The organism is Pseudomonas sp. XWY-1 (genome assembly GCF_002953115.1).
In the GTDB taxonomy this organism is placed as follows: domain Bacteria; phylum Pseudomonadota; class Gammaproteobacteria; order Pseudomonadales; family Pseudomonadaceae; genus Aquipseudomonas; species Aquipseudomonas alloputida.
The window spans coordinates 5,357,562-5,380,332 of the sequence record NZ_CP026332.1 but is presented as its reverse complement, the minus strand read 5'-3'; the positions used below and the strand labels follow the sequence as shown (position 1 = coordinate 5,380,332).

Sequence of the window (22,771 nt, the reverse complement as noted above, 5' to 3'; positions counted from 1 at the left end):
CCGTACTGTACCTGTGGGAGCGGGCGAGCCCGCGAAGGGCTGCACAGCAGCCCCAAATCGAGGAAACTGAATGAAAGCGCTTTTGGCCGTGACGGCCCTGGCGACACTGGCAGGATGCTCACTGCTGCAGCCGACGCAACCGGCCCCGGCAGACAACTGGACCCGTTGGGTCTGCGACACCCAGGCTGAGGTGCTTTGGCGCTTCGCCGATGCGCAACGTGACCAGGTTGACGTGCGCCTTGGCGGCGGCGACCAGGTCTATCGGCTCAAGGCTGAACCGGGTGCCTCGGGTGCGCTGTACAGCGATGGCATGCTGGCCTTCCACACCAAGGGCGAAGAAGGCCTGGTGTACTGGGTGGCAACCAACGATCTGATTGGGCGGGGCTGCAAGGCACCGTGACTGGCCGGGCCGCGAGGGTGGCCCACACTACTTGAACAGCAACCGCCCCTGCGGCAGGCTTGCACGAAACAAACGACGCTTGTCGGGAGAGAGATACACAATGGCACTCATTAGCATGCGCCAGATGCTGGACCACGCCGCCGAGTTCGGCTACGGCGTACCAGCTTTCAACGTCAACAACCTCGAGCAGATGCGCGCCATCATGGAAGCGGCCGACAAGACCGACTCCCCCGTGATCGTCCAGGCTTCGGCCGGTGCCCGCAAATACGCTGGTGCGCCTTTCCTGCGCCACCTGATCCTGGCTGCCATCGAAGAGTTCCCGCACATTCCGGTGTGCATGCACCAGGACCACGGTACCAGCCCTGACGTCTGCCAGCGCTCGATCCAGCTGGGCTTCAGCTCGGTCATGATGGACGGCTCGCTGGGTGAAGACGGCAAGACCCCGACCGACTACGAGTACAACGTCCGCGTTACCCAGCAGACCGTTGCCATGGCTCACGCCTGCGGCGTTTCGGTTGAAGGCGAGCTGGGCTGCCTGGGTTCGCTGGAAACCGGCATGGCCGGTGAAGAAGACGGGATCGGCGCCGAAGGCGTGCTGGATCACAGCCAGATGCTGACCGACCCGGAAGAAGCCGCCGACTTCGTCAAGAAGACCCAGGTCGACGCCCTGGCGATCGCCATTGGTACCAGCCACGGTGCCTACAAGTTCACCAAGCCACCAACCGGTGACGTGCTGGCCATCGATCGCATCAAGGAAATCCACAAGCGCATCCCCAACACCCACCTGGTGATGCACGGTTCGTCCTCGGTACCGCAAGAGTGGCTGGCGATCATCAACCAGTACGGCGGCGACATCAAAGAAACCTACGGTGTACCGGTCGAAGAAATCGTTGAAGGCATCAAGCACGGCGTGCGCAAGGTCAACATCGATACCGACCTGCGTCTGGCCTCTACCGGTGCCATGCGCCGCCTGATGGCGCAGAACCCGAGCGAGTTCGACCCGCGCAAGTTCTTCGGTGAAACCATCAAGGCCATGCGCGACGTGTGCATCGCGCGTTACGAAGCCTTCGGCACCGCCGGCAATGCCTCGAAGATCAAGCCGATCTCTCTGGAAGGTATGTACCAGCGCTACCTGAAAGGTGAACTGGCCGCCAAGGTCAACTGATCGACAGGTAACCCTGAAAAACCCGCAGCGATGCGGGTTTTTTTATGGGTGATGGAAACCTGTACATAATTCCGGCAGACCGACCGTTAGTCGGCTACCGTACAGTTTGACCATTGATAGCGTTCTGATTGCATTGCGTGTTGCAGCCTCAGGTCTAGAGTACTAATGGATCCAACCGTATTTTGAAGTCGGTCACATAACAGAGAAGCAGCATGGATGGCGCTCACCCTCAACAGCAGCAGCCACTGGATGGCAGCTCAGTTCTTCTGGTGGTAGACGACTACCCCGAGAACCTCATCAGCATGCGGGCCTTGCTGGCCCGGCAGGATTGGCAAGTATTGACGGCAAGCTCTGGGATAGAAGCCTTGAGCGCGTTGCTTGAGTACGAAGTCGACCTGGTGTTGATGGATGTACAGATGCCGGAAATGGACGGCTTTGAAGTCGCCCGGCTGATGCGCGGCAATCAGCGTACCCGACTGACCCCGATCATTTTCCTCACCGCCAACGAACAGTCCGACGCGGCCGTGCTCAAAGGCTACGCCAGCGGCGCCGTGGACTACATGTTCAAACCGTTCGACCCGCAAATACTCAAGCCCAAAGTCCAGGCGCTGCTCGACCAGCAGCGCAACCGGCGCATGCTGCAGCAGCTCAGTCGCGAACTGGAGGCGGCCAGGGCATTCAATGCGTCCATCCTGGAGAATGCCGCCGAAGGCATTCTGGTGGTTGATGCCCATGGCATCATCAGTTTTGCCAATCCGGCCATTTCCCGTTTGCTGGCGGCACCGGTGCAACAACTGCAGGGCACTCCATTGCTCGACGTTGTGCAACTGACCAGTACCAGCCTGTGGCGCGAGTCGGACTTCTACAAGGCCTACCAGGGGCGGCAGATCTACCGCGTACACGATGCCCAACTGCGTACCCAAGGCGGTGAGCTTGTGCCGGTGGCGCTGTCCTGTGCGCCGTTGCCGGCCGATCAACAGGCCATGGTGGTGACCGTGCTGGACATGTCGGCAGTGCGTAACTTGCACCAGCAGCTGGAATACCAGGCCATTACTGACCCGCTCACCGGCCTGCTCAACCGCCGTGGTTTCTACCAGGCGGCTGAAGGTGCACTGTTGCGCAACGAGCGCTCTGACAAGGCGCAGGCGCTGATGTACATGGACCTGGATGGCTTCAAGCGCATCAACGACTCGCTCGGCCACGACGCGGGCGACCGGGTGTTGCGCTGGGTGGCCGAGCAGCTCAAGGACTGCCTGGGCAGTGAGGCCTTGCTGGCGCGTATGGGCGGTGATGAGTTCACTGCACTGTTTGACAGCTTGCCCTACCCGGAGCAGGCCGGGCGTTTTGCCGAACGGTTGCTCGAACGTGTTTCCATCAGCCATGAGGTAGACGGGCTCGATGTGTGCCTTGGGGTCAGCATCGGCATTGCCACCTACCCGGACTGTGGCGCCAATGTCGAAGGCCTGCTGCGTTCGGCCGATGCTGCGATGTACGCCGCCAAGCAAGCGGGGCGTCAGCAATACCGCTTCTACGACCAGGAACTCAACGGACGGGCGCGCTCGCGATTGATGCTCGAGGACAGCGTGCGCACGGCCATCGAGCAGCAGGACTTTACCTTGGTGTACCAGCCACAGGTCGCCTTCCACGATGGTCGCCTGCGTGGTTTCGAGGCCTTGCTGCGCTGGCAGCACCCCAGCGTTGGCGATGTGCCGCCGGGGCTGTTCATCCCGTTGCTGGAAGAAGCGCGTCTGATCAACCGCCTGGCCAGCTGGATCTACCGCCAGGGGGCCGCCCAGCGGCAGGCCTGGTACGACCGGTTTCCGCCGGACCTTGTGCTCGGCATCAGCCTGAGCCGCGCGCAGTTCGTCATGCCTGGCCTGGTCGAAGAACTGCGACGGGTCATCCAGCTTTACCAGCTTGTCCCGACTCAGTTGGAGGTGGAAGTGGCGGAAACGTCGCTGATGTATAACATCGACGCGGCCGTCAAACAGATACACCGCTTGCGTGAGCTGGGCGTGAGGGTGGCCCTGGATGACTTCGGTGCGGGTGACTGTTCGTTGCGCATGCTGCGCGACCTGCCTATCGACACACTCAAGCTCGACCGTCATCTGGTGGCACGTCTGCCCGATTCGGCGGTAGATGCTGCGTTGGTTCGCAGCGTGATCGGCCTGTGCGCCGACTACCGTATCACGGTGATCGCCGAGGGGGTGGAGACCCCGGCGCAGGCAGCCTGGCTCAAGGCCAATGGCTGCGAATACGTTCAGGGTTTCCTGGTGGCTTATCCGATGACCGCGACTGACGCTAGCGGCTTCCCGGCAATTTTCTCCTGGCCAGGGCCGTGATTGGCTAGAATCGGCATTCGTTACGCCGAATACAGCGCCATGACCGTACTACGTTACTTGCAAGCCTACCCCCCGCACCTGCAGGAGCAGGTGCGGCAGATGATCGACAGCGACCGCCTGGGTGAATACCTGCAGCGCCGTTACCCTGACCGCCATGACGTGCAAAACGACAAGGCGCTGTATGGCTATGCCCAGGATCTGCGCCAACAGTACCTGCGAAGTGCGCCAAACCTGGACAAGGTGCTGTTCGACAGCCGCCTCGATCTGACGCATCGGGCCCTGGGCTTGAACACGGCGGTGTCGCGGGTGCAGGGCGGCAAGCTCAAGGCGAAGAAGGAAATCCGCATTGCCTCGCTGTTCAAGGAGGCCGCGCCACAGTTCTTGCGCATGATTGTTGTGCACGAGTTGGCGCACCTGCGCGAGCGAGATCACAACAAGGCGTTCTACCAGCTCTGCCAGCACATGGAGCCGGACTATCATCAACTGGAATTCGACCTGCGCGTCTACCTGACCTACCGGGAGCTGCCGGGCAACCTCTAAGGAACATGCAGCATGGAAGTGAGCAAGACCAAGAGCAGCTTCTACCGCCGCCTGTACGTGGCCTGGCTGATCGATAGCCAGACCGCGACCAGCGTGCCCGCCCTGATGGAGGCCACCGGCATGCCCCGTCGCACAGCTCAGGACACTATCGCCGCGCTGGCCGACCTGGACATCGTCTGCGAGTTCGAACAGCAGGAAGGCGCACGCAACCACGCCGGGCATTATCGCATTCATGACTGGGGGGCGATCGACAAGCAGTGGATCATCCGTCACTTGCGGCAGATCCGCGAAGTGCTGGGTTACCCCTGATGTGCAAAGCCCGCACAGGGTGGGCTCATCCCTTGCGCATTCCAATGGACGCGATGCCGTTCTCCGAAGACTCCTCGCTCACCACCGCAAACCCATGGCGGGCATAAAACGCCTGTAAATGCGCCGGAGCCGACAGATAAACCGGCACCCCCGGCCAACAATGCTCCGCCGCTTCCAGCCCCTTGAGCAGCAAGCTTTCGTCGAGCTGCAAACCTCGCGCCTGCGGTGATGTCACCACTCGTCCGATCACCACATCCCCACCTTGTGACTGCGGATCCAGCAGGCGCAGGTAGGCCACCAGCTTGTCTTCCTGCCAGGCCATGAGGTGCAAGGTATCGCCAGTCAGGTCCTGACCATCGACTTCCTGGTAGGCGTGGCGCTGCTCCACCACGAGCACTTCAGTGCGTAGCTGCAAAATGGCATAGAGCTGCTCCTTGCCGAGATCGGTGTGGTGCTTGCAGAGCCAGTCGATTGACATGGGCACGAACTCCTTGGATGAGGCTCGATCATCGCATGCTGCACGTGCTTCGGCCAAAATAGAGGCTAAATGACACTATTGGCCGCTGCCCTCGGCAAGCGCTTTGTGTAATCTCACTGGCAGTGTTGCCCTCCATTGCGAAAGGACGTGAGCATGCGGCCACTGCTTTGTGTTCTGGGATTGCTGACAACGATGCTGGCAACACCTGCCCCGGGTCACGACAAGCTACGCCTGGTGGCTGACAACTGGCCACCGTTCACCGATGCCAAGATGCCGGGCGGCGGCCTTGCGACCAGCATCGTTACCACCGCACTGGCCCGTGCCGGCTACGCCAGCGGCTATGAAGAGGTGCCGTGGGCGCGGGCGTTGCTGGGGGTAGGTGAAGGGCGCTACGACGTGCTGATCAATGCCTGGTACAACGACTCGCGCGCCAATATCGGGCAATTCTCCAGCGCCTACCTGAGTAATCGTATTCGCCTGCTGCAACGTAAGGGCGAGGCGTTCAGCTACACGCGTCTGTCTGACCTTTATGCCTACAGCATTGCGGTAGTGCGTGATTACGCCTATTCACCGGAATTCGACGGGGATCCGCGTCTGAACAAAGTGCCGGTGCGCAACTTTTCTTCTGCGGTACGCATGTTGGCGGCAGGGCGGGTAAGCCTGGCGGTGGAAGACGAGTACGTGGCCCGCTACAACCTGCAGCGCGAGCCGCAGGAAGTGCGTGACAGGGTGATGCTGGTGGATCCGCCGCTGGGGGAGAACACCCTGCATGTCCTGGTCAGCCTGAAGCACCCGGAGCACAAGCGGATCGTCGAGCGCTTCGAGCAGGCGATAGCGGCGATGAAGGCCGATGGCAGCTATGCCCGGCTGCTGCGTCAGTATGGCTTTTGAGCACAGGCAATAAAACGATCAGGCCGGGGCATTTTCCTTGATCAGGTGTGCCGCCAGGGTCCGCAATGGCCCCAGCTGCCGGCATATCAACGCCAACTGCGTCTGCACCAACCGCTGATGCTCATCCAGATCTTCCGGCATCTGCTCCAGGGCATTGGCCAGCGCCTCTTCGGCATCACTGTGAATCGCCACCGGCAGCCGTGCGGCCAGGCCGTTGGCAATCTCGTCCAGGCTGCTGGCCAGGCTTTGCCCGGCGCCTTCGATCAACTGCTCCTGCACCTCCGCCGGCAACGCCGTGTCGCGGTGCGCGCCTAACCCCGAGAGGTAGCTGAGCAAGGTGTGCGACAGCACCAGGAAGCGAAAGCCAACGTCGGCCTCCTTACGGAAATGCCCCGGCTCCATCAGCATGTTGGCCAAGGTGGTGGACAGCGCCGCGTCAGCGTTGTGGGCATTGCGCCGGGCCAGGCGGTAGGCCAGGTCGTCGCGCTTGCCGTGGGCATACTGCTGCATGATCTGGCGCAGGTACACGCTGGCGCAGGCCAGGGTATTGGCCAGCGCCTTGTTCAGCCGTCGGCCCTGCCAGTCGGGCAGGAACAGGAACACCGCTAGGATGGCAATCAGGCTGCCCACCAGGGTATCGAACAGGCGTGGCAGGAACAGGCCGTAGCCATCGCCGATCTGGTTGAAGCAGAACAGCACCATCAGGGTGATCGCCGCAGTGGCCAGGGTGTAGCGGGTGGTGCGGTTGACGAAGAACACCACCCCGGCAACCACGGCGAACAACGACTGGATGACCGGGTTGGGGAACAGGTCGAACAAGGCCCAGCCCACGGTCAGGCCAACGGCAGTGCCGAAGATTCGCTGCACCAGCTTGCGCCGCGTGGCCCCGTAGTTGGGCTGGCAGACGAACAGCGTGGTGAGGATGATCCAGTAGCCCTGGGTCGGGTGAATCAGGTGCACCATGCCATAGCCGATCGACAACGCCAGCGGCAGGCGCAAGGCATGGCGGAACAACAGCGAAGTCGGTGTGAGCTGAGTGCGCAGGCGCGTCCACACGTCCTTCAGCGAGTGTGGCGAGCGGTCGAGCAGGCTGCTGTCGCTGGCGTCGGCCAGGCTATCCGGGTTGCTGGCGGCACTGAGCAGGCGGTCCAGTGTTGCCAGGTTGGCAGCCAGCGCCCGCAGCGACCGCAGCAGGCCGCGCCAGGCCGGGTTGCTCTGGATGCGCAGGTGTTCGAGCGAAGCGTTGAGGTCCTCGAGGGCTTCTGGATAACCGCTGGCCAGCACGAACGGTTGGCGCAGGCGGATCGAGCGGGCCAGTTCCTGGCAGGATGAACCCTGCTTACGCAACAGGCGCTGGCAGCGGAACATGACGTCGCTGTGGAAAAACGCCTCGGTCAGTGCGTTGTAGGGGTAGTGCGAGGCACTGACACGCTCGTGGATATCCTGGGCCAGGAAGTACAGCTTGAGGTAGCGGCTTACCTTCGAGTTTGGCTGGCTGTTGCCCACCCGGTGCAGGATGATTTCCTTGGCTGCATTCAGCGCGGCCACCACCTTGCCGTTCTGCTGGGCCAGTTCCAGGCGCCGTGCCTCGACGTCGAGCGTGCGGACCGGTTCAAACAGGCTGGCCTTGAGCTTGAGGTAGCTGCCCAGCTCGAAGAACAGTCTGGCCAGGCTCTGCTGTACCGGCTGGTTGGAAAACAGCGCCTGCCACAGCACCGACAACAACCCGTACCAGGCCGCACCTGCCACCAGCAGCAGCGGTTCGTGCCAGAAGTCGGTGACCTGGCCGCCGCGCTGGTCCACCCCGATCATGGTGTAGACCGAAGTGATCAAGGTGGCCGAAGCGATGGCGCCGTAGCGCTCGCCCAACGCCCCGAGCATGGTCAGGCCAAAGGCAGCCAGGGCCAGGGCAATGACGAAGATCCAGGGGTAGGGGAACAGCAACTCGACTGCCAGTGCAGCGATGGCGAAGCACACCAGGGTAACGGCCAGGGCGCTGAGGCGGCCCTGCCAGCTGTCGTCGGTTTCGGCCAGGGCGCTGGCGATGATGCCGAGGAACAGCGGAATCAGCAGGGCCATCTCGTTCTGGTACCAGCACAGGGCCAGGCTGCCGGTGAGGGCAATGGTGACCCGGATGCTGTAGCTGAACTTGTCTTGGCCCCACAGGCGACGCAGTGACTGACGGAACGAGCTCGATGACATGATGGCCTGCCAGGCGGTGATCAGAAGAATACCTTTCAGGGCCGGTTATTGGGGCCGCTTTGCGCCCCTTCGCGGGCACGCCCGCTCCCACACGTACGACACACGGCCCTGTGGGAGCGGGCGCGCCCGCGAAGGGGCGCGCAGCGGCCCCAATAACGGCGCCAAGCACGGGCCAGCAAGAAGCGTTCCGTGCTGCTGAAAGGATTCTACTCTACACGAACTGCGCGGCGGCGTTCGCCGATGCCCAAGCCCACTGGAAGTTGAAACCGCCCAGGTGGCCGGTGACATCCAGCACTTCGCCGATGAAGTACAAGCCGGGGCTTTTCAGCGATTCCATGGTCTTGGACGACACCTCGCGGGTATCCACGCCGCCCAGGGTCACTTCGGCGGTACGGTAGCCTTCGGTGCCGGCCGGTACAACTTGCCAGTTCGCCAGCTTTTCGGCGATTTGCGCCAGTTCCGCCGGGGTGTACTGCTTCATTGGCTTCGACTCGAACCACTGCTCGGCCAGCAAGTTGGCCAGCTTGCGGGTGAACACCTCGCCCAGCACGGTCTTCAGTTCGGCGTTGGCGCGTTCGGCCTGCATCTGTTGCAGCCAGGAAAGCGCATCGCGGTCGGGCAACAGGTTGATCTCGACCGTGTCACCGGCTTCCCAGAACGATGAGATCTGCAAGATTGCCGGGCCGCTCAGGCCGCGGTGCGTGAACAGCAGGTTTTCGCGGAAGCTGGTGCCATTGCAGCTGGCGGTGCAGTCCAGCGAGGTGCCGGACAACTCGGTGCACATCGCCTTGAGTTGGGGCTCGGTGATGGTGAATGGCACCAGCCCGGCGCGGGTTGGCAGCAGGGTGTGGCCGAACTGGCGGGCCACCTGGTAGCCGAAACCGGTGGCGCCCAGGGTCGGGATCGACAGGCCGCCGGTGGCGATGACCAGCGACTGGCAGGCGAACTGGCCGCCGCTGGTCTGCAGCAGGTAGCCGCTTTCGGTCTTCTCGATCTGTTCGATGCTGGTGTGCATGCGAATCTCGGCACCGGCCTCGTCGCACTCGGCCAGCAGCATGTCGAGGATGTCGCTGGCCTTGTTGTCACAGAACAGCTGGCCGAGCTTCTTCTCGTGGTACGCCACGCCGTGCTTGCACACCAGCTCGATGAAGTCCCACTGGGTGTAGCGGGCCAGGGCCGACTTGCAGAAGTGCGCGTTGTGCGAAAGGAAGTTGGCCGGCTCGGTGTACAGGTTGGTGAAGTTGCAACGCCCGCCGCCGGACATGAGGATTTTCTTGCCTGGCTTGTTGGCGTGGTCGAGCAGCAGCACCCGGCGGCCGCGACGGGCGCTGAGCTGGGCGCACATCAGGCCGGCGGCGCCGGCGCCAAGGATGATCACGTCGGTGGAGTGCACGGTATGAACCTTCAGATTTGAAATGCTGAACCCTGTGGGAACGGGTTCACCCGCGAATGCGACGATGCATTTACTGCCGCGTTCGCGGGTAAACCCGCTCCTACAGGGGGCTTTGCCTGGCTTTAGATAATGCGGACTTTCAGGGCGCGACCCTTGATCTTGCCGCTGTTCAGCCGCTGCATGGCCTGCTTGGCCAGCGCCCGCTCCACGGCCACAAACGCCTGGAAGTCGAAGATGGCGATCTTGCCCACTTGCTTGCCCGGGATGCCGGCATCACCGGTCAGGGCCCCCAGGATGTCGCCAGGGCGCAGCTTGTCCTTGCGGCCAGCGGCAATGCACAGTGTGGTCATCACCGGCAGCAGGGGCTCGCCGCCTTTGTTTTTCAGGCTGTCCAGCTGGTCCCAGCGCAGCGGGCTCTTCTGCAGCGCTTCGATGGCCTGGGCGCGGTGGCCTTCGGCCGGTGCCACCAGGCTGACCGCAACGCCTTTCTCGCCGGCGCGGCCGGTACGGCCCACGCGGTGCACGTGGATTTCGGCATCACGCGCCAGCTCCACGTTGATGACCATGTCCAGGCCATCGATGTCCAGGCCGCGCGCGGCCACGTCGGTAGCCACCAGCACCGAGCTGCTGCGGTTGGCGAACATGGTCAGCACCTGGTCACGGTCGCGCTGCTCCAGGTCGCCGTGCAGGGCCTGGGCGACGATGCCCTTGGCGGTCAGGTGGGCAACCACGTCTTCGCATTGCTGCTTGGTGAAGCAGAACGCTACGCACGACTGCGGGCGGTAGTGGCCGAGCACGCGGGTGACGGCTTCCAGGCGTTGCTGCGGGTCAATCTCGATGAAACGCTGCTCGATCTGGTTGTCGGTGTGCAGGCTTTCGACCTTGACCTGCTGCGGGTTGCGCATGAAGTCGGCGGCCAGTTGCTTGATGCCGGCCGGGTAGGTGGCCGAGAACAGCAGGGTCTGGCGGCGCGATGGGGTCTTGCCGATGATGCTGGCGATGGCGTCGAAGAAGCCCATGTCGAGCATGCGGTCGGCTTCGTCCAGCACCAGGGTGTTCAACCCGTCCAGGACCAGGGTGCCTTTGTCCAGGTGCTGCTGGATGCGCCCTGGGGTGCCGACGATGATGTGCGCGCCGTGCTCCAGCGAAGCGATCTGTGGGCCCAGCGAAACGCCGCCGCACAGGGTCAGGATCTTGATGTTGTCCTCGGCACGGGCCAGGCGGCGCAGCTCCTTGGCCACCTGGTCGGCGAGTTCGCGGGTAGGGCAGAGCACCAACGCCTGGCAGCCGAAGTAGCGCGGGTTGATCGGGTTGAGCAGGCCGATGCCGAAGGCGGCAGTCTTGCCGCTACCGGTCTTGGCCTGGGCGATCAGGTCCTGGCCTTTGAGGATGACAGGCAGGCTCTGGGCCTGGATCGGCGTCATCGAGGCATAGCCGAGGGCCTCCAGGTTGGCCAGCATGGCAGTGGACAGCGGCAAGGTGGCAAAGGCGGTGGATTCGGTGGTCACGAGGCGGGCCTGCGGTGCGAAGCGAAAAATGCCGCATAGTCTACCAGCCTCGTGGCCATTCGCCCTACGACTCCATGTGTTGTTCCGGACGACGGGCACGCCTTCCGTCCGTCGGCGCCAGCTGCAGGAAGATCGCCGCTGCCAGCATGGCCATTACACCGATGGTGACGAAGGTCAGCTGGAACGCGCCCAGGGTGGTTTCCACGCCTTCGGCGCTGCCTGCCGCAGTAAAGCCGCCCAACAGTGCGCCGGCGCAGGCCACACCCAGGCTCAGCGACAGTTGCGCGACCACCGACAGCAGGCTGTTACCGCTGCTGGCGCTGGCGTCGTCGAGATCGATGAGCGTCACTGTGTTCATCGCAGTGAACTGCATGGAGTTCACTGCGCCCAGAAGGCCAAGTTGCACCAACAGCAGCCAATAAGGGGTCTGCTCGTCCACCAGGCCCAGGCTTGCCAGCAGGATGCCCAGCAGCAAGGTATTACCGGTGAGGATGATGCGATAGCCGAACCGTTCGATCAGCGGTCGGGCAATGGACTTGGCCAGCATGGCCGCCGCCGCCAGCGGGATCATGCTCATGCCTGCCTGGGCGGGTGAGTAGCCCAGCGCGACCTGCAGCAGCAACGGCACCAGGAACGGCAGCGCGCCGCTGCCCAGGCGGGCGAACAGGTTGCCGAGGATGCCGATGGCGAAAGTACGCACGCGGAACAGGCTTGGCGAGAACAGCGGCTCCGGGTCGCGCCCGGCGCGCAGCCAGTACGCGGCCAGGCAGGCCATGCCGGCGAACAGCAGCAACATTACCCGCAAGTGCGGCAGGTGCAGCTCGCCCAGGCCTTCCATGGCAATGGTGATCAGTACCATGGCTGCGCCGAACAGCAGGAAACCAGGGCCGTCGAAGGTGGTGCGCTCGGCGCCGCGCAAGTCCGGGATGAACTTCCATACGGCAATGCAGCCAAGCAGGCCGACTGGCAGGTTGAGCAGGAAGATCCAGTGCCAGCTGAGGATCTCCACCAGCCAGCCACCGACCGTTGGGCCCAGCAATGGCCCGAGCAGGCCGGGGATGGTGATGAAACTCATGATCCGCACCAGCTCGCTGCGTGGGTAGGCGCGCAGCACCACCAGCCGCCCGACCGGCAGCATCAGCGCACCGCCCAGGCCCTGCACCACGCGGGCGAAGATCAGGAAGCCAAGGCTGTTGGCTGCAGCGCACAGCAGCGAGCCAAAGCTGAACAGCAAGATGGCGCTGAAGAAGATGCGCTTGGTGCCGAATCGGTCGGCGATCCAGCCTGAGGCAGGGATCAGCAGGGCCACGGTGAGCATGTAGGCAATGATCACACCCTGCATGCGCAAGGGGTCTTCGGCCAACGAGCGGGCCATGGCCGGCAGTGCGGTGTTGAGGATGGTGCCGTCCAGGGACTGCATGAAGAAGGCGATGGCCACCACCCAAGGGATCCAGCGGGCGGTGACGGGGTCCAGCGGGGTGCGTTCGGGCATGACGTCCTCGTTTGTCAGTGCCGGCCCTTTCGCGGCTAAAGCCGCTCCTACAAGGGTTACGCGTTCCTTGTAGGAGCGGCTTTAGCCGCGAAAGGGCCGGCAAGTCCAGTCACAATGTCAGGGTCAGGCCTTTGACCAGTGCCCCGGGCAAATGACTCGACCCGGTACTGCGCTGTCCATAAGTACTGGTCGACAGGATCATCTCGCGCTCCTGGGTCAGGTCCTCCAGCTGGCTGCCCAGCAAGGTGTACAGGCTGTCATCGAAGCGCATGGTACTCACCGGCCCCTGGATCTGCCCGTCTTCTACCCAGAAAGTGGCGAAGCGGGTCAGCCCGGTCATGCGCGCCGCTGGCAGGTCCGAGTAGTTCAGGTACCACAGGTTGCTGATGTACAGCCCGGTGCCAAGCCGCTGCAGGATTTGCTCGGTGGGCAAACTACCCGGCGCCAGGCTGAGCGCGCAAGGCGACTCGTAGCTGTCGGCGCCATTGGCCAGCAGCCCGAATTCGGCCGCACTGCGCGCACTGATCAACCGCTGCCGGGCCTCACCTTGCTGGATCAGCGGCACATCCAGGCGCGGCGCACCTTCATCGGAAAATGCCGGGCTAAGCGAGCCGCTGACCTGCTCGGTAAAACTGACCAGCGGGCTAAGCCGTGCATCGCCGTTGTACAGGCGCTGCAGAGCGCTGTTGCCAGTGGCCAGGGCCTGTGCGGAAAAGCCGCCCCAGCACAACATGCCGGCGACTTCGTCCATGGCCGCAGGTGCAAGGTAGGCGCGGTAGGTGCCGGGCTTGAGGGTAACTGCCGGGCGGCCGAGGAAACCCAACTGCTCTCGTGCTTGGCGCAGGCGTGCGGTGAAGTCGTCGGCACTCCAGGCCTGGCCGGCATAGTTGGCCTTCACTGCCTGGCCATTATCGTGGAACAGGCTCCAGTCGACGTTGAAACTGTTGGCCTGGTGCCAGCCGAAGGCGCCGAACGAGCTGGCGAAGCCGCGGCAGACCGGGCCGGCGGCGTAGATGCCGACCAGGTCCAGGTCACCTGCTTCACGCTCGAGCAGGGCCAGTACTTCGTTCAGTGCGGGCAGGGGGTGTTCCTGCAGGCTATGGCTGTGCCAGGCGTTTTCGTCCAGGCGCAGGTAAGGGTCGAGTGCCAGCAGCGGCAAGGTCTGGCGCAGCTGCTCGAGCGCAACGTTCAGGCGCTGGCGATCCAGTTGCACGTCGCCACTCAAGGTCACCTGCTGTTCCGCCTGGCGCCCATCGCGCACCAGCCGCAGTTGCGCGATGGCCTGGCTCACTTCGCCGGCCTGGCGCACCTTGGCATGGTTGAAACGCACGAACTGCGATTGCTCGGCACTGTAACCGAGGGTGAACTGCTCGCCCGCCTGAAGGGCGGTGCGCACCTCCCCGACCAGGGTTTCGAAAGCCTGTTTCATCACGCGTCTCCTCCGAATACATCGATCTGGCGGAACACACAGGCAGGCGAGGCGTGGCCGACCCGCACCACCTGATTGGGTTCGCCCTTGCCACAGTTGGGCGTGCCCAGCACCTGGAAGGTACTGTGGTCGCCAACCGCCGACAGGTTGCGCCAGAACTGCGCGGAGATGCCGCGGTAGTTGGGGTTCTTGACGACGCCCTTGAGCTCGCCATTTTCAATCAACTGGCCCCATTCGCAGCCGAACTGGAACTTGTTGCGCGCATCGTCGATGGACCAGGAACGGTTGGTACGCATCAGGATGCCGTGCTCGATGCCTCCGATCAGTTGCTCGAAAGACTGGTCGCCCGGCTCGATGTTGAGGTTGGCCATGCGGTCGATCGGCGCGCGGTTCCAGCCGCAGGCACGGCTGTTGGCTACGCCGTCCAGGCCAGAGCGGAACTGCGACAGCGCGCCACCCAGCGGGCGCAGCAGCAGGCCGTCGCGTATCAGGAACGCTTTGCTGGCCGGGGTGCCGTCGTCGTCATGACTGTAGCTGGCCAGCTCTTCGCCAATGGTCGGGTCGAAGGTCACGTTCAGCAGGCTGGAACCGTACTGCAGGTGGCCGAAGTCGCTGGCTTTGACGAAGCTGGTGCCGGCGTAGTTGCGCTCGTCGCCGAGAATGCGGTCCATCTCCAGCGGGTGGCCGATGGATTCGTGAATCTGCAGCATCATCTGGTCCGGCATCAACAGCAGGTCGCGCGGGCCACTGGGGGTGTTCGGTGCCAGCAGCAGTTGCAGTGCTTCGTCGGCCACCCGGCTGGCCGCGCCGACCAGGCCGCAGCGCTCGATGATCTCGAAACCACCCTGTTGGCCGAAGTTGTCGCGGCCCAGGCTGCGGCTTTGGCTGTCCTGGCCGTCGCTGGCGGTCACCCCCAGGCCCGGGAACAGGAAGCGCTGGGCATGGCGCAGTTCGGCGCCGGCCGAGTTCAGGTAGGTTTGCTCGACCAGGCTCAGCCCCAGGCTGGCCTGCCAGTCCACCAAGCGGCTGTCCTTGGGCACGCTGGCCGATTCGGCGGCGAGCAGGCCAAGGCAGTCGGCGAGGCTGGGCACGGGTTGGTCGAAGTTGGGCGAAACATGGTCGTGGCGTGCGCTGGTCACGGCTTGTTCGCGCAGGTCCAGCAGGCTGTGCCGGGCGATCTGCCGCGCCAGCGCCTCGGCTTGCTCAAGGGCGCGCTGCAGGCCAGCCTGGGACAGGTCGGCGGTGGCAGCGTAGGCCTCCACGCCATTGACCCGCACGGTGAGCATGGCGCCCTCATCCTGGTTGAAGAAGGGTGGTTCGGCGACGTTGCGGCGAACCGAAAGCGCCTGGTGCGACTGTTTCACATGGCGCAGGGAAAACAACTCGGCCGTACTGCGCAGCGCAGCAAAGCGCTGGCGCAGCAGGGCGCTGGAATCGAACATGCGGATGCCTCCGTGTACACGGTGGCTCCCCCTAGAACCACCCGTCTTGCATGCCGAGGCAGGTATCGTCGTGTGCCTCGAGCAATGCCAGCTCATTATGGCAGCCCGGTACTTCCCAGGTCAGGAAATAACGCGCAGCTTGCAGCTTGCCGAGGTAGAAGTCGCGATCAGCAGCCGTTCCCTTGAGCATGCCAAGCTCTGCGTGAACCGCCTGTTCCAGCCAGCGCCAGCCGATCACGCAGTGGCCGAAGGCCTTGAGGTACAAGGCAGAGTTGGCCAGGGCACCAGCGACTTTGCCTTGGGCCAGGTCGCCGAGCAGGGCCAGGGTTACGCCTTGCAGGCGGTTGGCCAGTTGCTCCAACGGCTGACGCAGTGGGTCAAGGTTCGGGTGATGGCTGGCGCGCTCGCAGGTGGCGGCGATCAGGCGGATCAATTGCTTGAGGCCGGCACCATTGTGCTGTGCCAGCTTGCGGCCGAGCAGATCGAGCGACTGGATACCCTCCGTGCCTTCGTGGATCGGGTTCAGGCGATTGTCACGGTAGTACTGCTCCACCGGGTATTCGCGGGTGTAGCCGTGGCCGCCAAGAATCTGGATCGCCAGTTCGTTGGCTTTGAGGCAGAACGCCGAGGGCCAGGATTTGACGATCGGGGTCAGCAGGTCGAGCAGGTCCTGCGCCGGTTTGCGGGCGTTTTCGTCAGGGGCCGTATGGGTGTCGTCGAACAGGCGCGCGGCGTACAGGCCCAGATCAAAGGCGCCTTCTACGTAGGCCTTCTGCGCCAGAAGCATGCGCTTCACATCCGTGTGCTCGATGATCGGCACCGCCGGGCTGTGTGGGTCCTTGTTGTCTGGCAGCCGGCCCTGCGGCCGCTGGCGAGCGTATTCCAGGGAGTAAAGGTAGCCGGCGTAACCCAGCATCACCGCGCCCATGCCTACGCCTATCCGCGCCTCGTTCATCATCTGGAACATGCAGGCCAGGCCTTGGTGCGGCTGGCCGACCAGATAGCCGACGCACTGGCCATTGTCGCCGAAGTTCAGCGCGGTCGAGGTGGTGCCGCGCCAGCCCATCTTGTGGAACAGCCCGGCCAGCAGCACATCGTTGCGCGGGCCACGGCTGCCGTCCGGGTTTACGTGGTACTTGGGCACGATGAACAGCGAGATGCCTTTGACCCCGGGCGGGGCGTCCGGAAGCTTGGCCAGCACCATGTGCACGATGTTTTCCGACAGTTCGTGGTCGCCGCCGGAAATGAAGATCTTGTTGCCTTTGAGCCGGTAGCTGCCGTCGCCTGCTGGTTCGGCGCGGGTACGGATGTCGGCCAGCGACGAGCCGGCGTGGGGTTCGGTCAGCGCCATGGTGCCGAAGTAGCGGCCGTCGATCATCGGTTGCAGGAACAGGCGCTTCTGTTCATCGGAGCCGAAGCTCTCGATCAGGTTGGCCGCGCCCATGGTCAGGAACGGGTAGGCCGTGGTGCCGGCGTTGGCGGCCTGGAAGTGGGCGAAGCAGGCTTGCGAGACCAGGCTGGGCAGTTGCATGCCGCCGACCTCGAAGTCCCGGTTGGCGTTGAGGAAGCCGGCTTCGAGGAAGGCATCGACGGCGGGCTTCACTTCGGGGATCAGCTCGGCGCGGCCGTCCACGTAGCGCGGTTCGTTTTCGTCGGCCTTGCGGTTGTGCGGGGCGAAATACTTTTCGGCGATGGTGCGGGCGGTGGTCAGTGCCGCATCGAAGGTTTCACGGCTGTGCTCGGCGAAGCGCGGGCGCTGGGTCAGGGCTTCGGCGTCAAGGACTTCGTAGAGCTCGAAGGCGAGGTTGCGGGGGCTGAGCAAGGTCTCGGGCATGGTGGCGGTCCTGAGGCGGGATGCTGCGAGTGTAGGAGCGTGGTGAGACTGGGGACAGGTTAATAGGTTTGCGTGATATGGGTTGAGAACGCCGGGAAGCCTGCCGGTTATTGGTGAAACCAACGCAAGGTCAGGTCGTGTAATGCCTGCTCGGGACAATATAGAGACGTTTCCCACAATCCCGATCGGAAATGGACTGCTGCGGATCGAATGTCAGTTGGCCTTGAATGTGCGTTTTGGTGTTCACAAGGAAACGTTTCAGATGAGTGATGCCCACCCCGCTGACTTGGCTGAGGCCGACGGCAACCAGGTTCCCTTCTTCGTAGTCTCACCCATGAAATTTGGTGTAATGACTTTCTTTACCTTGGGCTTCTACTGGGTTTATTGCTTCTATCAAAGTTGGAGTCTGCATAGAGAGAAAACGGGAGAGCGCGTAAGTCCGCTCTGGCGAAGCGCTTTTGCAGTGTTCTTCATCTATCCATTATTGAGAAGGGCAAATGACCATATTCGCGACTCAGGTAAAACCTATCCGTGGTCCATCCTGGGGCTCACGCTGGGCTATTACGGTTTTTGCGTTGTCTGGGTGGCTGCCGGCGTCGTGTTGGAAGGCCAGCTGTGGCCGGCCTATTTTGCGGGCATAGCCGTTCAGGCAGCTTGGCTGATCATTCTGGTGTTCATGCAGAAGGGCATCAATTTCAGTGCGGGTGACAAAGAAGGGAAGGCCAACAGCCGGTTGACGCTGGCAAATTGGCTTTGGATGCTGTTGGGTATTGGGCTTATGGCAGCACAGCTGTCTGCTTTGATTGCGCTTTCACCAATGGTTTGAGCAACTTTTGGCCGGAGCTCTGTCTGAGGGGAGCTCCGGATAGTCCCCGATCCACCCCGCGCTTTCACTTGCCTTGAAGACAATACGATACTGGGGTAGAAGCCTGCTGCAAGGCTTTTTTGATATGCCTGTCTAGGCTGGTCCTTTTCGCGGGTAAACCGTACAGCGGCCTGTGTCCAACCCCCGATGTGTGTCCACCAACGATCTGTGTAGGAGCGGGTTTACCCGCGAATACGGTGGTGGCGGCAACGGTGAATGGCGGGTGGTAATTGGCCAGCAGGGCCGGCCCTTTCGCGGGTGAACCCGCTCCTACACGACGGCCTGTGCATGTGTATAGGGGCGGGTTTACCCGCGAAAGGACCGGCCCAGGCAGCCGAGAATTTCCAGGGGATAAACGGTAACAACAGAAGACACCCAAGTCACCGTTGGCATGGCTCACGTTCTGGTGAGCACCTGTTAGTCCAGCCCCTGCTTCAGGACATTCACGCATAAAAAAGGAGAGCCGAGGCTCTCCTTCTTCTTCAACAACCCTCAGCCATTAGCCAATGGTCATCAGGCTGGCGTTACCACCCGCCGCTGCAGTGTTCACGCTCACCGCGCGCTCGATGACCAGGCGCTCCAGCGCAATCTGGTGATCCCCGCTGGACAGCCCGTGCACCCCAACGATCGCCCCGGCACGCTTGGCCACCTGCTGGCATACGCCGCGCAGCTGGTCCGAGTCGCCATGGTGGATCACGGCGTCGAACGCCACTTCATCCTTGTTCCAGTCCGCGACCAGCTTCACCTTGGCCTGCAGCTCACGCGGCAGGCGGGCGCGCAGGGCCTTGCCCGGCTCACCGTCAACCCACACCGCCGAGCTGCCAACGGCCAGTACCGCGGCGAACTGCGCCAGCAGGTCGGTTTCGTTGTCTGCCAGGCACAGCACGTGCTCACGCGGCAGAATGGTGTAGCTGTTGCGCTCGCCGGTCGGGCCTGGCAGCAGGCGAGCGATGCCGCTCTGCGACTGGCTGGCGAACTGGCTGCACAGCGCGGCCAGGTCGGCCAGCTGGTTGCTCTCGGCCCAGGCCTTCAGGCCGTGCAGCGGCTTGATCAGCTGTTCGTGCAGGGTGCGGTCCGGCTTGCCTTCGCCGTCCTGCTGCTGGAAGTGGCGGCCAATGGCATCGGCCGGGCGGGTCGACAGCAGGCGGTAGAGGTACAGCGGGCCGCCGGCTTTCGGGCCGGTGCCAGACAGGCCTTCACCACCGAACGGCTGCACGCCCACCACTGCACCCACAATGTTGCGGTTGACGTACATGTTGCCGGCGTTGGCGGTTTCCACCACTTTGGCGATGGTCTCGTCGATACGGGTGTGCACGCCGAGGGTCAGGCCGTAGCCGGAGTTGTTGATCTGCTCGATCAGCTGGTCCAGATTGCGGCGGTTGTAGCGCACCACGTGCAGTACGGGGCCGAAGATTTCGCGCTTCAGCTCGTCGAAGCTGTCCAGCTCGATCAGGGTTGGCATGACGAAGGTGCCGCGCTTGATCTCGGCAGCATCGGCAATGGCGACCTGATAGACCGGGCGGCCTTTCTCGCGCATGCCCTGGATGTGCTTCTCGATGCCGGCCTTGGCTTCGGCATCGATCACCGGGCCGATGTCCACGGCCAGGCGGTCCGGGCAGCCCAGGCGGCTTTCAGCCATGGCGCCCTTGAGCATTTCGATCACGCGGTCGGCGGAGTCTTCCTGCAGGCACAGCACACGCAGGGCCGAGCAACGCTGGCCGGCACTGTCGAAGGCCGAGGACACCACGTCGATCACGACCTGTTCGGTCAGTGCCGAGGAGTCGACGATCATCGCGTTCTGGCCGCCGGTTTCGGCGATCAGCGGGATCGGGCGGCCCTGGTTGTCCAGGCGGCCAGCGACGTTGCGCTGCAGCAGGCGGGCCACTTCAGTGGAGCCGGTGAACATCACGCCTTTGACGCGCTCGTCTCCGACCAGGCCGGCACCGACGGTTTCACCGCGGCCCGGCAGCAGCTGCAGCACGCCTTCTGGGATGCCCGCTTCCAGCAGCAGGCGCACGGCCTGGGCGGCGATCAGCGGGGTTTGCTCGGCAGGCTTGGCCAGTACCGGGTTGCCGGCAGCCAGGGCTGCGGCCACCTGGCCGGTGAAGATCGCCAGCGGGAAGTTCCACGGGCTGATGCACACCACAGGGCCCAGCGGGCGGTGGGCGTCGTTGCTGAAGTCGTTACGTGCCTGCACCGCGTAGTAGCGCAGGAAGTCCACGGCTTCACGCACTTCGGCGATGGCGTTGGCGAAGGTCTTGCCGGCCTCGCGGATGAGCAGGCCCATCAGCGGCTGGATCTCGGCCTCCATCAGGTCGGCGGTGCGCTCCAGAATGGCAGCACGCTCGGCTGGCGGGGTGGCCTGCCAGATCGGCGCGGCGTTCAGTGCGCACTGGATGGCGTTGTCCACGTCGGCAACGGTGGCCTCCTGCACATGGCCGACGACGTCGCGGTGGTCAGCCGGGTTCAGCACCGGTGCGGCAGCGCTCTCGCTGGCGGCGCAGGCCAGCAGCGGGGCAGCCTTCCAGTCGTTGTGAGCGGTGGCCAGCATGGCGCAGGACAGCGATGCCAGGCGGTGTTCGTTGGCCATGTCGATGCCGGCCGAGTTGGCCCTTTCAGTGCCATACAGATCGCGCGGCAGGGGAATGCGTGGGTGCGGCAGGCCGATACTGCCTTCCTGGGTACCCATGCGCTCGATGCTGGCCACCGGGTCGGCGACCAGTTCCTGGATGGAAATCGAGTGGTCGGCGATGCGGTTGACGAACGAGGTGTTAGCGCCGTTCTCCAGCAGGCGGCGCACCAGGTAGGCCAGCAGCGTTTCATGGGTGCCGACCGGTGCATACACGCGGCACGGGCGGTTCAGCTTGCCATCGGCAATCTTGCCGACCACTTGCTCGTACAGCGGCTCGCCCATGCCGTGCAGGCACTGGAACTCGTACTGGCCCGGGTAATAGTTCTGCCCGGCAATGTGGTAGATGGCCGACAGGGTGTGGGCGTTGTGGGTGGCGAACTGCGGGTAGATGGCTTCTGGCACGGCCAGCAGCTTGCGGGCGCAGGCGACGTAGGACACGTCGGTGTACACCTTGCGGGTATAGACCGGGTAGCCTTCCAGGCCTTCGACCTGGGCACGCTTGATCTCGCTGTCCCAGTAGGCGCCTTTTACCAGGCGGATCATCAGGCGGTGGCGGCTGCGCTTGGCCAGATCGATGACGTAGTCGATCACGTACGGGCAGCGCTTCTGGTAGGCCTGGATAACGAAGCCGATGCCGTTCCAGCCAGCCAGGGATGGCTCGAAGCACAGGCGTTCGAGCAGGTCCAGCGAAAGCTCCAGGCGGTCGGCTTCTTCGGCGTCGATGTTAAGGCCGATGTCGTACTGCTTGGCCAGCAGGGTCAGCGACAGCAGGCGCGGGTACAGCTCTTCCATCACGCGCTCGTACTGGGCCCGGCTGTAGCGCGGGTGCAGTGCCGACAGCTTGATCGAGATACCTGGGCCTTCATAGATGCCACGGCCATGCGAGGCCTTGCCGATCGAGTGGATGGCCTGCTCGTAGGACGCCAGGTACTTCTGCGCGTCGTGTTCGGTCAGTGCGGCTTCGCCGAGCATGTCGTAGGAGTAGCGGAAGCCTTTGGACTCGAAACGGCTGGCATTGGCCAGTGCTTCGGCAATGGTCTCGCCGGTGACGAACTGCTCACCCATCAGGCGCATGGCCATGTCGACGCCCTTGCGGATCATCGGTTCGCCGCTCTTGCCGATGATGCGGGTGAGCGAGGAGGTGAGGCCGGTTTCGTTATGGGTGCTGACCAGCTTGCCGGTCAGCAGCAGCCCCCAGGTGGCGGCGTTGACGAACAGCGACGGGCTGTTGCCCAGGTGCGGCTGCCAGTTGCCGGTGCTGATCTTGTCGCGGATCAGCGCATCGCGGGTGCCTTTGTCGGGGATACGCAGCAGGGCTTCGGCCAGGCACATCAGCGCCACGCCTTCCTGAGACGACAGCGAGAATTCCTGCAGCAGACCCTGAACGACACCGGCACGGCCGCCGGCGCTTTTCTGATTGCGCAGTTTTTCGGCAATGCTTGCGGCCAGCTTGTTGGTGGCGTCGGCCAGCGGCGCGCTCAGGCGCGCCTGCTCCAGCAGCATCGGCACCACTTCCTGCTCGGGGCGGCGGTAGGCGGCGGTGATCGCCGAGCGCAGTACCGACTGCGGCAAGATGCTCTCGGCAAATTCGAGGAAGCACTGGTGGCTGTGGTCGGCCTGGACTTCACCGGCATCGTCGGCCGGGTTGCTGGCATGACCGTTGAGTTCGGTCAGGGTGGCACCACCCTCGAGCTTCTCCAGGTAATTGAAGATCGCTTGCTTGATCAACCAGTGAGGCGTGCGGTCGATGGACTGCGCAGCTGCTTTGAGTCGCTCACGGGTCGGGTCGTCGAGTTTGACCCCAAGGGTGGTAGTCGCCATTTCTTATCCTCGTTATTGCCACGGTTGT

At 63.5% G+C, this 22,771-nt stretch carries 16 protein-coding genes; 7 read left to right on the top strand and 9 right to left on the bottom strand.

Features of this window, described 5'->3' with window-relative positions; genetic code table 11:
* Positions 1-70 precede the first annotated feature (70 nt).
* From PRJ_RS25145 to PRJ_RS25125, 5 genes are all read left to right on the top strand, one after another.
* A complete protein-coding gene (locus PRJ_RS25145; RefSeq protein ID WP_003249387.1) occupies positions 71-400 on the top strand; it encodes an MliC family protein in 330 nt (109 codons plus the stop codon).
* 100 nt (positions 401-500) lie between these two features.
* Positions 501-1,565: a class II fructose-bisphosphate aldolase gene (gene fba, locus PRJ_RS25140; RefSeq protein ID WP_010955535.1), complete on the top strand. Its 1,065-nt coding sequence runs from the start codon at positions 501-503 to the stop codon at positions 1,563-1,565.
* Between the two features lie 212 nt (positions 1,566-1,777).
* Positions 1,778-3,907 (top strand): bifunctional diguanylate cyclase/phosphodiesterase, encoded by a 2,130-nt coding sequence (locus tag PRJ_RS25135; protein ID WP_104962674.1) that lies wholly within the window; start codon positions 1,778-1,780, stop codon positions 3,905-3,907.
* 39 nt (positions 3,908-3,946) lie between these two features.
* Positions 3,947-4,447 (top strand): M48 family metallopeptidase, encoded by a 501-nt coding sequence (locus PRJ_RS25130; RefSeq protein WP_054889349.1) that lies wholly within the window; start codon positions 3,947-3,949, stop codon positions 4,445-4,447.
* A 12-nt stretch (positions 4,448-4,459) separates the two neighbouring features.
* Positions 4,460-4,756, top strand: a complete 297-nt coding sequence (locus PRJ_RS25125; protein WP_003249396.1) for a helix-turn-helix domain-containing protein — start codon at positions 4,460-4,462, stop codon at positions 4,754-4,756.
* Between the two features lie 25 nt (positions 4,757-4,781).
* On the opposite strand, the gene PRJ_RS25120 is transcribed toward PRJ_RS25125, so the two are convergent.
* Positions 4,782-5,234 (bottom strand): GNAT family N-acetyltransferase, encoded by a 453-nt coding sequence (locus PRJ_RS25120; RefSeq protein ID WP_104962673.1) that lies wholly within the window; start codon positions 5,232-5,234, stop codon positions 4,782-4,784.
* Positions 5,235-5,387: 153 nt separating this feature from the next.
* Between PRJ_RS25120 and PRJ_RS25115 the strand changes: the two genes are divergently transcribed.
* Complete coding sequence (locus tag PRJ_RS25115; protein ID WP_020192742.1) at positions 5,388-6,125, top strand: ABC transporter substrate-binding protein; 738 nt, start codon at positions 5,388-5,390, stop codon at positions 6,123-6,125.
* Between the two features lie 18 nt (positions 6,126-6,143).
* On the opposite strand, the gene yccS is transcribed toward PRJ_RS25115, so the two are convergent.
* From yccS to PRJ_RS25080, 7 genes are all read right to left on the bottom strand, one after another.
* Positions 6,144-8,327 carry a YccS family putative transporter gene (yccS, locus tag PRJ_RS25110; protein WP_104962672.1) on the bottom strand — a complete coding sequence of 728 codons (2,184 nt, stop codon included), beginning with the start codon at positions 8,325-8,327 and terminating at the stop codon, positions 6,144-6,146.
* 211 nt (positions 8,328-8,538) lie between these two features.
* Entirely contained in the window at positions 8,539-9,720 is a 1,182-nt protein-coding gene (locus PRJ_RS25105) for an NAD(P)/FAD-dependent oxidoreductase (RefSeq protein WP_020190675.1), read from the bottom strand.
* Between the two features lie 122 nt (positions 9,721-9,842).
* Entirely contained in the window at positions 9,843-11,180 is a 1,338-nt protein-coding gene (gene dbpA, locus PRJ_RS25100) for an ATP-dependent RNA helicase DbpA (protein ID WP_230065385.1), read from the bottom strand.
* Positions 11,181-11,292: 112 nt separating this feature from the next.
* The gene (gene mdtD, locus PRJ_RS25095) at positions 11,293-12,720 is read right to left on the bottom strand and encodes a multidrug transporter subunit MdtD (protein WP_003249408.1); all 1,428 of its coding nucleotides are present in this window, start codon (positions 12,718-12,720) and stop codon (positions 11,293-11,295) included.
* Between the two features lie 109 nt (positions 12,721-12,829).
* Positions 12,830-14,149, bottom strand: a complete 1,320-nt coding sequence (locus PRJ_RS25090; protein WP_104962671.1) for a TldD/PmbA family protein — start codon at positions 14,147-14,149, stop codon at positions 12,830-12,832.
* Positions 14,149-15,591, bottom strand: coding sequence for a TldD/PmbA family protein (locus PRJ_RS25085; protein ID WP_104962670.1), 1,443 nt, complete (start codon positions 15,589-15,591; stop codon positions 14,149-14,151). The genes PRJ_RS25090 and PRJ_RS25085 overlap by 1 nt, the downstream gene beginning before the upstream one ends.
* Positions 15,592-15,622: 31 nt before the next feature.
* Positions 15,623-17,425: an acyl-CoA dehydrogenase gene (locus PRJ_RS25080; protein WP_104962669.1), complete on the bottom strand. Its 1,803-nt coding sequence runs from the start codon at positions 17,423-17,425 to the stop codon at positions 15,623-15,625.
* A gap of 142 nt (positions 17,426-17,567) precedes the next feature.
* On the opposite strand from PRJ_RS25080, the gene PRJ_RS25075 reads away from it, so the two are divergent.
* Positions 17,568-18,251, top strand: a complete 684-nt coding sequence (locus PRJ_RS25075) for a hypothetical protein (protein ID WP_104962668.1) — start codon at positions 17,568-17,570, stop codon at positions 18,249-18,251.
* A 538-nt stretch (positions 18,252-18,789) separates the two neighbouring features.
* Here the strand turns inward: PRJ_RS25075 and putA are convergent.
* Complete coding sequence (gene putA, locus PRJ_RS25065; protein ID WP_104962666.1) at positions 18,790-22,743, bottom strand: trifunctional transcriptional regulator/proline dehydrogenase/L-glutamate gamma-semialdehyde dehydrogenase; 3,954 nt, start codon at positions 22,741-22,743, stop codon at positions 18,790-18,792.
* Positions 22,744-22,771 lie beyond the last annotated feature (28 nt).